Genomic DNA, 11,572 nt, shown 5'->3' with positions numbered 1-11,572 from the left:
GTCGTAGTTGTAGTAGTAGTCGGCTCTTGAGTCGTAGTTGTAGTAGTAGTCGGCTCTTGAGTCGTAGTTGTTGTTGTAGTCGGCTCTTGAGTCGTAGTGGTTGTTGATGTCATATCGCCATCCACACCACCGTTTGCATTAATATTTGCAACAGATGCATTAACTTCCTTGGCAACAACGGCTTGCTCACCTTTAACGTGATACCATACCTTAGTATTATTTAAGAAATTCTTTTGATTTTCATTCTCTACTTTAGTCTGGTAAAAGATCAGGACGCCAGTCTTATTAATTTCACTTTGAGGAATAGTAACCTTAATTTTTCCGGTTGCGTCAATTGTGAAAGTTGCTCCAGGAAAGTCTGCTAAGAAATCATCGATAGCAGTTGAGCCACCGTAATATCCTGGTTTGTTACCTGTAGTAGTAATACTAAAACTATCTTTTACAAGTGAATGACCACCTTGGATGTCATCTTCAACACGAACATCACCATCTACATCTAAGTTCATTGCATTAATGGTTAGTGTCCAAAGAATATGTTCAGGATCATTTGCGTGCATATCACCCGCTTTGAGATAGAATGGAGCGCTGTTAACACCAGTAGCCATTTTCTTAACGTTTAATTCTACTTTTCTAGCTCCACTAATAATAGTGAATTTTCCGACATGCTCCTTATCGGTTGCTGTATCATTATGCCCTTCAATCTCAAACTCACCCCAACCACGGATGTTTTGAAGGTTTTTGATGCCTTCATTAAAAGTCACCGTCGCAGATCCATCTGTAATGACCATGTCTCCAACATAAGTTCCATCAATACTCAGTGGAATAGTCTTTTTAAATCCTACACCAAAGATAGTTCCAGAACTAGTCCAATTAACTTTTAATGTATCCCCTGGTTGAATCTTTTGGGCATGCTCATCAAATGTAAACTTAACGGTTGTTTGTCCCCCATCTGTGATTTCTTGAGATGAAACAGTAAGTGAGCTAATATTGTTACTTACATCTCCAGCTTTTACCATATCGGATTGCGAAAATATGATAAATAATAATGGTAAAAATATAAGAAAGAAGACTTTTACAAGTCTACTTAGATTCTTTTGATTCATTTTCTTCTCCCATTTGTCTCCAATCGTTTGCATCAATTTGTATGTAGTTGCCAAAAACTTACAAAATTGAGAAATTTTATAGGTCGCTTTTTCAAGACAACACCAATAAAAATGCACCTCCCACTAGTCTGCAGTCGAAAAAGACATCCTACAAAGTGAATTATATCACAAATTAGTGAAGTTTTAAATATAAAAATATTTTATATTGTAAATTTTAAGGCTTTTACCAATATTAGATAAATGAAAAAGGACTATTATTTATTGAAATAGTCCTTTTAACTTGAAGTACAAGGACTTCAAGCTTATTTTTTATCTCATGGTTACGAATTCTTCTGATCCAGTTGGGTGAATGGCGACAGTTGCATCGAAATCGGCTTTTGTCGCTCCCATCTTGATAGCAACTGCAAATCCTTGGATCATTTCATCCACTCCGTAGCCAAGACCGTGAAGGCCAACGACTCTTTCTTCTGGTCCTGCAGTGATGAGTTTAAATTTTGCCTGCTGGCGGTGTTGGGTAACGGCGGTATACATAGAAGCAAATTGAGAAGTATAGACTTTAATATTCTCTTTTCCATAAGTTTGTAGGGCTTCCTCTTCCGTTAAGCCCACCGTTCCGATAGCAGGGTGAGAAAAGACAACGGTAGGGATGCTAGTATAATCCATTTTAGCATCGACTTTTCCATTAAATAGTCTTTCAGAAAGGGTTCGCCCAGCCTTAATGGCCACTGGAGTCAACTCTTTTTCACCTGTGACATCCCCAAGAGCATAGATTCCTGGAATCACTGTATTCTGGTATTCATCCACTGCAATGAATCCTTTTTCATTTAAGGTGACGCCTGCAGCTTCTAGATTGAGATCCTGGACATTTGGTTTGCGTCCGGTTGCCCAGATGACATGTTCCGCTACATGGCTGGTCATATCTTCAAAGTAAACCTTGACACGTCCGTCTGTTAATTTTTCAAGCTTCATGGGAACCTTATGCTTGTGAAGAGGAAGTCTTTGTTTTTCCATTTCTTCCATTAAACCATCAGAAATGGAAGAATCAAAACTACGTAATACCCGATCTTTTCGAATGAAGAGGTCCGTTTGAACGCCTAGATGGTGAAGTACACCGGCTAATTCTACCGCAATGTAGCCAGCTCCAATAATGGCAACAGATGTAGGGAGTTCTTCCCAAGCAAAGACATCATCAGATGTTTCGCCAAATTCTGCTCCAGGAACAGAAGGAATATGAGGATAGGCTCCTGTCGCAATTACAATATGCTTGGCTTTGATGGTCTCTCCATTTACCTCAACCGTATGAGCATCCACAAAACGAGCACGACCTTCAATCAGTTCGACTCCATTGCGTTTGAAACTACCATCATAAGAATTCCGAGAACGATCAATATAGGCTTCGCGATTTTTTCTTAAGGTTGCAAAATCAAATTTAGTCTGTTCAGAAGTAAAACCATAGTCTGGCCCGTAATCGCGAATGGCTTCTGCAATTTGTGAACCATACCACATAATCTTTTTAGGCACACATCCTCTGTTGACACAGGTGCCCCCCAATTGTTTTTCTTCGATGACAGCAGCGCGCGCTCCGTACTCTCCAGCCCGGTTCATCGTAGCGATTCCTCCACTACCTCCACCGATTGAAATAATATCAAATTCTTTCATGTTTTCCTCCTAAATGGGACTTCAGTTTGATTGTAATATCAACTGTTACAAAAGTCAAGGGTTTAGCATGTTACCAAGCATTTAAATTTCATGTTGCCGTGTCAATTTTAGATAGAAAAGTAAGGAAATATGGTATACTATGGTATAGAATAAAACGCTTTCGTTGATGGAGAAAAACGATGAAGAAATTGAAAAAATGGCAACTATTTGCAGCTGCAGGTGCAGCTATTGCGGTGATTGGAACAGGAAGTGTGATGGTGTTTTCGCACCCAAGTACTCCTGATCAAGCAATCACGAAAGAAACTCCAATGGTGCAAACGGTCAAGGATGGATCGATCGCTTCTTCGGTCTTGTTAACTGGGAAAGTCACTGCTAACCAGGAGCAGTATGTCTATTTTGATGGAACCAAAGGGGATTTGCAGTCGATATTGGTCAATGTAGGAGATCAAGTAACAGCAGGTCAGCCAATTGTTCAGTATAGCAGTACAGAGGCCCAAACCGCTTATGATGCAGCCGTTCGTGCTGTCAATAAGGCAGATCGTCAGTTAAATGACTTACTGACAAATGGTGTGACCATTGATACGACAGGCGATGAAGAAGCAGATGCCAAATCAGCTTCGCAGACCCAACGGACAGTCGATTCTCAAGCTAGCGATTTACGAGATGCTAAGTCGGATGCGGTCGATAATATGAACAAGGCTAAGGCTCTTCTGGATGCGACAACAGTCAGGAGTAATACAGATGGTACCGTGGTCGAAGTCAATAAAGATGTCTCAAAATCGACTACAGGGACCAACCAAACTCTGGTTCACATTGTGAGCAACGGGAATTTACAAGTTAAAGGGGAATTGTCTGAATACAATTTGGCCAATATCTCTGAGGGTCAGGAAGTGGTCCTCACTTCCAAGGTTTATCCGGATAAAACCTGGACAGGAAAGATTTCTTATGTAGCCAACTATCCGACCGACGCGGGTCAAGCAGGTGCCAATGCAGCAGGTGGAACACAAGGAAGCGGTGGAGCCAAGTACCCATTTACAGTGGATATTACCAGTGAGATTGGGGAACTCAAACAAGGCTTTTCTGTCAATATTGAAGTCAAAAGTTCTACTCAACATCCCCTTGTTCCCGTGACAAGTATCATGGCTGATGGGGATACGAGCTATGTATGGACGGTCGAAAATGGCAAGGCTAAGAAAGTAAAAGTGACGCTTGGTAACGCCGATGCTGAAAATCAGGAAATCTTGTCAGGCTTGAAGAAAGATGCTCAAGTTATTGTGAATCCTAATGAGAAACTGGAAGATGGAAAAGAGATCGGAAAATATGACAAAATTGATTGAACTAAAAGGAATCAATAAAACCTATAAAAATGGGGATCAGGAACTTCGTGTCTTAAAAGACATCGATTTAGAAGTCGAAGAGGGAGAATTTGTGGCCATTATGGGTCCATCTGGCTCAGGAAAATCGACCTTGATGAACGTCATTGGCTTGTTGGATCGCCCGACCAGTGGAGAGTATTTTCTAGAAGGTCAGGAGGTTGGAAATCTCAGTGAGAAAAAATTAGCACGTGTTCGAAATGAACAGATCGGTTTTGTCTTTCAACAATTCTTTCTTCTTTCCAAGCTCAATGCCTTTCAAAATGTGGAACTGCCTCTCATTTATGCAGGAGTTCATCCTGCTAAACGGAAGGAATTAGCTGAGCAGTACCTTGAAAAGGTAGAGCTCCATTCTCGCATGCACCATTTGCCGTCGGAACTCTCTGGAGGTCAAAAACAGCGGGTTGCGATCGCTCGAGCTCTCGTCAATCAGCCAGCCATCGTCTTAGCAGATGAGCCGACTGGAGCCCTAGATACCAAGACGGGGGAGCAAATAATGGACTTGTTAACCAAGCTAAACCAAGAAGGAAAAACCATTATCATGGTTACACACGAGCCAGAAATTGCAGCCTTTGCGCATCGCCGCATCGTCATTCGTGATGGAGTGATCTCCTCAGATAGCAAGCTGGAAAGGGGGACCTAATGCAAAATTGGAAATTTGCGATCAGCTCGATTATGAGCCATAAATTACGGTCTTTCTTGACCATGGTAGGGATCATTATTGGGGTTGCTTCTGTCGTTGTCATTATGGCTCTTGGAGATGGAATGAAAGCTGGTGTCACCAAGACCTTCACCAAGGACCAAGAGTATGTACAAATCTCTTATTCTCCCAACAAGAGTGGCTATGTGACTGGGATCAATATTGGCCCTTCTGATGATACTGGAGAAGGAGAAGGCGGAGGCGAAAGTGGCCCTGCAGCTGAAGACCGAGGGATGGCTGCTCCATCGGATATCGATGGGGAAAACGCTGAAGATGTTGATGGTCAAGTCCAAGAAGCACCACCAGTTGTGCAAGAATCTTGGGTTAAGGAATTAACCAAGATTCAAGGCATCGATGGTTACTATGTTAGCAATACCTCCAATGCAACCATTGCTTTTCAAAAGAAAAAAGCAGACGGTGTGAACATCCAAGGGGTAAATGAGACCTATTTTTCTGTCAAAAAGGTTGAGCTCTTATCTGGACGAAAATTAACCCCTTCAGACTATAGTAATTTCTCACGGGTGGTGCTCCTTGATGAAGGATTGGCTCAACAATTATTTGGAACGGAGAATCCACTGAATCAGGTGGTCTCTGTTGGGGACAACAATTATCGCGTCGTTGGTATTTTCAAGGATCCAAATGCAGGGACAGCCCTCTATGGAGCTTCTTCAGGTGGAAGTGCCTTGATGGCCAATACCCAACTGGCTTCTGAATTTGGAACAGACGAGATTCAGAACATTGTCGTTCACGTTCCAAATGTGAAAGAAATCAAATCTGTTGGGATCGAAGCTGCTCAAAAGTTAACAGAACTTTCAGGTGTTCGCCAGGGAGAATTTCAAATCTTTAATTTGGATAGCATCCTAGAGGAAACCAATAAAGTAGTAGGAATTATGACATCAGTAATCGGAGCTATTGCTGGGATTTCTCTCTTAGTTGGTGGGATTGGAGTCATGAATATCATGTTGGTTTCTGTCACTGAGCGGACGAGAGAAATTGGACTTCGCAAAGCCTTGGGAGCAACCCGAGGTAAGATTTTGGTTCAATTTTTGATTGAGTCGATGGTCTTGACCATCATTGGTGGGCTGATTGGACTTGGTCTTGCTTATGGTGTGAATAGCTTGATTACTACACTCGCAGCAGCCTCCCTAGAAGGACCGCCGATTATTTCCTTAAATGTCGCTATCGGCAGTATTATTTTCTCTGCTTTTGTAGGCATCATCTTTGGAATTTTACCAGCGAATAAGGCTTCTAAGTTAAATCCGATCGAAGCACTGCGTTATGAATAAAAAATAGGAGCGGGTCAGGATGAATGGTTCAAGATTCTCCACGCTCCTTTTTGATGCTGTTGTGGAATAGTTTGTCGAAACCTTTTCAATCATCTCGTCTTATACAGGTCAAGCTATTTAGGTAGTCAACGATGGTCTTCAGATGTTTTTGAGTATTCATTCAAGAAGCTGCATTTTTTCTTCCATCTTATTTTTGTTTAATTGGTAAATATTAGTGAATTTCTGGTCTAAATATGATAGAATAGGGGAGAATAACTTAGGAGGTTCCAAATGACTACTGAACATATGGAAGAATTGAATGACCAGCAGATTGTCCGTCGTGAGAAAATGGCGGCCCTTCGTGAACAAGGAATCGATCCATTTGGGAAACGATTCGAACGCACTGCAAATTCAGGTCAATTAAAAGAAAAATATTCAGAATTAGATAAAGAACAACTCCACGACTTGAACGAAACAGCTATTATTGCTGGTCGTCTCGTAACCAAACGTGGAAAAGGAAAGGTTGGCTTTGCCCATCTTCAAGACCGTGAAGGTCAAATTCAGATCTACGTTCGTAAGGATGCTGTTGGAGAAGAAAACTACGAAATCTTCAAAAAAGCTGACCTTGGTGATTTCCTTGGTGTTGAAGGGGAAATCATGCGCACAGACATGGGTGAACTTTCGATTAAAGCAACTCATATCACTCACTTGTCAAAAGCCCTTCGTCCCTTGCCTGAAAAATTCCACGGACTTTCAGATGTTGAAACCATCTATCGCAAACGTTATTTGGATTTGATTTCAAACCGTGAAAGCTTCGAACGCTTTGTAACCCGTTCAAAAATCATCTCTGAAATCCGTCGTTATTTAGATGGTCAAGGATTCCTTGAAGTGGAAACACCAGTGCTTCACAATGAAGCTGGGGGTGCGGCTGCCAAACCATTTATCACTCACCACAATGCGCAAAATATTGACATGGTGCTTCGTATCGCGACTGAGCTTCACTTGAAACGTTTGATTGTAGGTGGGATGGAACGCGTCTATGAAATTGGACGGATCTTCCGTAACGAGGGAATGGATGCTACTCACAACCCTGAATTCACTTCGATCGAAGTCTACCAAGCTTACGCTGACTTCCACGATATCATGGACTTAACAGAAGGCATTATCCAACATGCTGCGAAAGCGGTCCATGGTGATGGTCCAATTGACTATCAAGGAACAGAAATCAAAATCAACGAACCATTCAAACGGGTTCACATGGTTGATGCGATCAAAGAAATCACAGGTGTTGACTTCTGGAAAGACATGACCTTTGAAGAAGCTGTAGCACTGGCAAACGAAAAACATGTACCAGTTGAAAAACACTACACAGAAGTGGGACAAATTATCAATGCCTTCTTCGAAGAATTTGTTGAAGAAACCTTGACACAACCAACTTTTGTTTACGGTCACCCAGTAGCAGTATCTCCATTGGCTAAGAAAAATCCAGAAGATCCACGCTTCACTGACCGTTTCGAACTCTTTATCATGACCAAAGAGTATGCCAATGCCTTCACGGAATTGAATGATCCAATCGATCAATTGCAACGGTTTGAAGCGCAAGCGCGTGCCAAAGAATTGGGAGATGACGAGGCTACAGGCATCGACTATGACTATGTTGAAGCCCTTGAATATGGTATGCCACCAACAGGTGGACTTGGAATTGGTATTGACCGTCTCGTTATGTTGTTGACCAATGTAACAACGATTCGCGACGTCCTTCTCTTCCCAACTATGAAATAAGCTAAAAGAAAACACTGATCGCAAGATCAGTGTTTTTTTAGTCCTCTAAATAAGAGGTGTCGTTCCATGTATCTAAGTGATAGTGCTCAAAATCATCTGTTGTCAGAATCGTCACGCTGGCATTATCTAGTCCGCCATTTTTGCGGAGTTCTCCTGTTTCATAACCAAGCAAGGTTCGAATAGAAGCAGTTAAATTAGCTCCGTGTCCAACGATGAGGACAGTATCGAGCTCTTTTTCTTTCAGGCTTTTTACAAAATCACAGGTACGTTTGGTCGTTTCATAGACAGATTCTGCATCAAAGATTTCATTTTGAAAGCGGGCTAGGTTATGGCGAAAGGCATCCATTTGTTGGGGATAGATAGCGGAAATGGTAGAAATTTTAGCACCTTCCAGTTTTCCTAAATTCCACTCACGAAGAGCAGGCGTTGCTTGCAATTCTAGAGGTGCCTCCAATTGATCGAGGATGATCTGTGCGGTATGGACTGTTCGTGGCAGATCACTTGCAAAGGCTGCATCAAAAGGAACACTAGCTAGGTGCTTTCCTAATTTTTCAAGCTGATGAATAGAGGCCGGTAACAGCGGAGAATCGCCATTTGATCCCTGAAAACGTCCTTCTTCATTCCATTCTGTCCGTCCGTGTCGAATAAAATATAGTTTCACAATCTTGTCTCCTTCTCTGTCATTATTCTAAAATATCTGCAAAAGTCGCTTGTACGAAGTCTGCTAGAAGTTGTGGTTTGATTTGAATACTATGGCCGATTTCCCCAGCAGATACGATCATGCTCTCTAACTGAAGGGCCGATTCATCGATAAAAATAGGGTAAGGATGCTTTTGACGAATGCCCACCGGATTATTGGCACCATGAATATAACCTGTGGTTTTTTCGAGATCCTTTTGAGGAATCATAGCCACTTTCTTATTTCCCGATAATTTGGCCAATTTTTTCTCTGAAAGATGCTCCGTAATAGGAATGATCCCAATCACGGGCCCCGTTTTATCTCCTTTGAGAGCTAGGGTTTTGAAAATAGTAGAGCGATCAATCCCTTCTGGTAAGATCCCTTCTAAAGCGTTGATTTGTAGGCCTACGTGCTCAATTTTTGCTTTTGTCAAGATCTGCTCGACCAAGGTTTTTTTTACTTTATTTTTTTTTGCCATGGCTTTCTCCTTTTCTCTTTTTCTCTACAAAATCAGATTTCATTAGACCATTATAACATATAATAGCGGCAATATTGCCTTCTCCTGAAAAATAGAAAACAGCAGAAAAAGTGAAGATCACTTGATCTGCTGTTTTAAGGCTATGAGGAAGAGTTATCTTTTTGTACCTTGAAAAGTTTCCGATAAATCGCTTCTTGGTCTTGCGTCGGAGCAATTTGGTTGAGATCCAAGTAGTGTGAGAATCCATTTAATTGCCCTTGAGAGGTATATTGATGCAAGTCGTATTCCGTGTTGGTATCTGGTGCAGCATTATAGTAGCCATCATCAAATCCATAAGTAGGAATCCAAAGAGCCGTAAATTTATCAGTGGAGATACTATGTTCTTCCATGAAGTAAGTTCCGATATAGAGTCCAATATTTTTTGCACCCAAAGCTTGTAGTTTTGCTCGGAAAGCTTCAACACCTGCGTTCATATCCTTCATGGTTTTTTCCTCAACGTCTAACCAATAGTAGGTCGGTTTGTAAGGAGAAGCAGCCTTGTAAAATTCCTCTGCTTCTTTTTCCATTTCTTTTTTATCCTTAGCCGCGACATAAGCATAGACTGCGACAGGGATATTTCGTTTTTGGAATTCTTGGATATGGGTTTTAAAAGATTTATCCAGACCATTTAAGTAGGTTGCTGCATTTTCCTTTTTAGCTTGAGCCCCACTATGGACACGAACGATTACACCTCCCACATTTTGGGAGAGGACATCGTAATCAATTTCACTAGGCAATTGCCAGCCTGAAATATCAATGATCGGGCGGCCAACCAGTTCTGGATTGATGTCTTCTTCTTTTTTAGAAGAAGAGCTTGCAGTAGTTGTTTTTTTAGGTGTATTGGAGTTCGGAATCGTTTGGGTTGTTTCTTGTTGTGCTCTTGCTTGCATATCAGCAATTGTTCGTGAAAGAACGAGAAAAGAAATGAAACTGATAAAAAAGACCAAGAGAACAACGGGTTTTATCCTTTTTCTCATACAGAATCATTTTACCGTAAAAAAAACGAAAAGGCAAAAGTTAATGCTTAAAAGATCCCAATTTCAGCCATTATTTTCAAAAAAAAGGAATCTTTTCATCGAAAAAGGATAAAAATATATGAAAATAAGAAAAATATTAAGAATATTTCTGGAAAATAGAGAAGAAGCCGAATCTTTTCTGGCCTTTCCTTGGTTTTGCTTCTTAAAAATGATATAATGAAGGTTGAACATTAGGAATATGGTGAATTATGAAAATTGAAAAAAGACATCTTTTAAATTATTCCATCCTCATTCCCTATTTGATTTTATCCATTATTGGTTTGATTGTAGTCTATTCGACAACAAGTGCCTTGGCAATTCAAAGTGGAGTGAGTTCTACTCGGATGGTGCGGACACAGGGACTCTTTTTTATCCTTAGTCTCCTAACCATCGCCTTGATTTATAAATTTAGCTTAAAGTTTCTTCGAAATAAAAAAGTGCTGGCTTTTGTCATCTTTATTGAAGTGATTTTGTTGATTTTGTCTAGGTTTATCACGGATACGGTCAATGGAGCTCACGGTTGGTTGACAATTCCTGGAGGTTTCAGTATCCAGCCAGCGGAGTACCTCAAGGTGATCTTAGTCTGGTATCTAGCCTTGATCTTTTCTAAACGACAAGACGAGATACGCGATTATGATTATCAAGCCTTGACCCACAATGAATGGATTCCAAGGAATTTAAACGATTGGCGTTGGCTGACCTTGATTCTGATTGGAATCGTTGTGATTATGCCGGACTTGGGAAATGCGACGATCTTGGCCTTAACGGTCTTGATCATGATTACGGCTAGTGGAGTGGGTTACCGTTGGTTTACCTCTTTACTTGGTTTAGTTGTTGGGGTATCCACCATTGTCCTTGGTTCAATATGGATCATCGGTGTGGATCGTGTCGCTAAAATTCCTGTCTTTGGTTATGTGGCCAAACGTTTTAGTGCCTTCTTTAACCCCTTTAATGACTTGTCTGGCGCAGGTCACCAATTAGCTAATTCTTACTATGCCATGAGTAACGGTGGTTGGTTTGGCTTGGGGCTAGGAAATTCCATTGAAAAACAAGGATACTTACCAGAAGCGCACACAGACTTTGTGTTTGCAATTGTGATTGAAGAATTAGGTTTTGTTGGAGCTAGCTTGATCCTTGCTCTCCTATTCTTTTTAATTCTTCGGATCATTTTAGTCGGTATTCGAGCAAAGAATCCTTTTAATTCGATGATGGCCATTGGGATCGGTGGGATGATCTTAGTGCAAACCTTTATTAACATCGGAGGAATTTCTGGTTTGATTCCGTCTACAGGAGTGACCTTCCCCTTCTTATCCCAAGGGGGAAATAGCTTATGGGTCTTATCCGTAGCGATTGCTTTCGTTTTGAATATCGATGCTAGTGAAAAACGGGCTAAGATGGAACAAGAAGGCATGGTTTTTGAAGAAAAAGGTAAAATCAAACCTTATTATTAAAAGGGAATTGTTGAATGGCTATTCAAA

General features: G+C 41.1%; 10 protein-coding genes. 5 read left to right on the top strand and 5 right to left on the bottom strand.

All coding sequences use genetic code 11. The features are described 5' to 3' along the window. Together GMC92_RS04230 and gorA are read right to left on the bottom strand one after the other, a co-directional pair. Positions 1–1,016, bottom strand: a 1,016-nt coding sequence (locus GMC92_RS04230) for a collagen binding domain-containing protein (protein ID WP_277754487.1), incomplete at its 3' end; no start/stop codon positions are given. A gap of 396 nt (positions 1,017–1,412) precedes the next feature. Beyond that, positions 1,413–2,762, bottom strand: a complete 1,350-nt coding sequence (gorA, locus tag GMC92_RS04225) for a glutathione-disulfide reductase (protein ID WP_155199813.1) — start codon at positions 2,760–2,762, stop codon at positions 1,413–1,415. 179 nt (positions 2,763–2,941) lie between these two features. Between gorA and GMC92_RS04220 the strand changes: the two genes are divergently transcribed. The 4 genes from GMC92_RS04220 to lysS all read left to right on the top strand — a co-directional run bounded on the left by GMC92_RS04220 (position 2,942) and on the right by lysS (position 7,882). Beyond that, positions 2,942–4,099 carry an efflux RND transporter periplasmic adaptor subunit gene (locus GMC92_RS04220; RefSeq protein WP_155199812.1) on the top strand — a complete coding sequence of 386 codons (1,158 nt, stop codon included), beginning with the start codon at positions 2,942–2,944 and terminating at the stop codon, positions 4,097–4,099. After that, positions 4,083–4,778, top strand: coding sequence for an ABC transporter ATP-binding protein (locus GMC92_RS04215; RefSeq protein WP_003002759.1), 696 nt, complete (start codon positions 4,083–4,085; stop codon positions 4,776–4,778). Before GMC92_RS04220 ends, GMC92_RS04215 begins: the two co-directional genes overlap by 17 nt. Beyond that, complete coding sequence (locus GMC92_RS04210; RefSeq protein ID WP_155199811.1) at positions 4,778–6,121, top strand: ABC transporter permease; 1,344 nt, start codon at positions 4,778–4,780, stop codon at positions 6,119–6,121. The genes GMC92_RS04215 and GMC92_RS04210 overlap by 1 nt, the downstream gene beginning before the upstream one ends. Before the next feature lie 270 nt (positions 6,122–6,391). Beyond that, on the top strand, positions 6,392–7,882 hold the full coding sequence (gene lysS, locus GMC92_RS04205) for a lysine--tRNA ligase (RefSeq protein ID WP_070665415.1): 1,491 nt from the start codon (positions 6,392–6,394) through the stop codon (positions 7,880–7,882). A 37-nt stretch (positions 7,883–7,919) separates the two neighbouring features. Here the strand turns inward: lysS and GMC92_RS04200 are convergent, their stop codons facing one another. The 3 genes from GMC92_RS04200 to GMC92_RS04190 all read right to left on the bottom strand — a co-directional run bounded on the left by GMC92_RS04200 (position 7,920) and on the right by GMC92_RS04190 (position 10,055). Further along, the gene (locus GMC92_RS04200) at positions 7,920–8,543 is read right to left on the bottom strand and encodes a histidine phosphatase family protein (protein WP_338324032.1); all 624 of its coding nucleotides are present in this window, start codon (positions 8,541–8,543) and stop codon (positions 7,920–7,922) included. A gap of 22 nt (positions 8,544–8,565) precedes the next feature. Further along, positions 8,566–9,039, bottom strand: a complete 474-nt coding sequence (locus GMC92_RS04195) for an aminoacyl-tRNA deacylase (protein WP_118396693.1) — start codon at positions 9,037–9,039, stop codon at positions 8,566–8,568. Positions 9,040–9,179: 140 nt separating this feature from the next. Then, the gene (locus GMC92_RS04190) at positions 9,180–10,055 is read right to left on the bottom strand and encodes a GH25 family lysozyme (protein ID WP_118095399.1); all 876 of its coding nucleotides are present in this window, start codon (positions 10,053–10,055) and stop codon (positions 9,180–9,182) included. Positions 10,056–10,303: 248 nt separating this feature from the next. On the opposite strand from GMC92_RS04190, the gene ftsW reads away from it, so the two are divergent. Beyond that, positions 10,304–11,545, top strand: coding sequence for a cell division peptidoglycan polymerase FtsW (ftsW, locus tag GMC92_RS04185; RefSeq protein WP_049483360.1), 1,242 nt, complete (start codon positions 10,304–10,306; stop codon positions 11,543–11,545). Positions 11,546–11,572: the final 27 nt, after the last annotated feature.

Origin of the sequence: Streptococcus parasanguinis (assembly GCF_009717775.1) — a bacterium.
GTDB lineage: Bacteria > Bacillota > Bacilli > Lactobacillales > Streptococcaceae > Streptococcus > Streptococcus parasanguinis_AG.
The sequence above is the reverse complement of the archived record's forward strand: the minus strand, read 5'-3'. Positions and strand labels throughout refer to the sequence as shown.

Excerpts from the sequence above, each read along its gene's own strand:
- gorA (WP_155199813.1), bottom strand. The coding sequence starts at position 2,762 with ATGAAAGAATTTGATATTATTTCAATCGGTGGAGGTAGTGGAGGAATC.
- GMC92_RS04220 (WP_155199812.1), top strand. The coding sequence starts at position 2,942 with ATGAAGAAATTGAAAAAATGGCAACTATTTGCAGCTGCAGGTGCAGCT.
- GMC92_RS04215 (WP_003002759.1), top strand. The coding sequence starts at position 4,083 with ATGACAAAATTGATTGAACTAAAAGGAATCAATAAAACCTATAAAAAT.
- GMC92_RS04210 (WP_155199811.1), top strand. The coding sequence starts at position 4,778 with ATGCAAAATTGGAAATTTGCGATCAGCTCGATTATGAGCCATAAATTA.
- lysS (WP_070665415.1), top strand. The coding sequence starts at position 6,392 with ATGACTACTGAACATATGGAAGAATTGAATGACCAGCAGATTGTCCGT.
- GMC92_RS04195 (WP_118396693.1), bottom strand. The coding sequence starts at position 9,039 with ATGGCAAAAAAAAATAAAGTAAAAAAAACCTTGGTCGAGCAGATCTTG.
- GMC92_RS04190 (WP_118095399.1), bottom strand. The coding sequence starts at position 10,055 with ATGAGAAAAAGGATAAAACCCGTTGTTCTCTTGGTCTTTTTTATCAGT.
- ftsW (WP_049483360.1), top strand. The coding sequence starts at position 10,304 with ATGAAAATTGAAAAAAGACATCTTTTAAATTATTCCATCCTCATTCCC.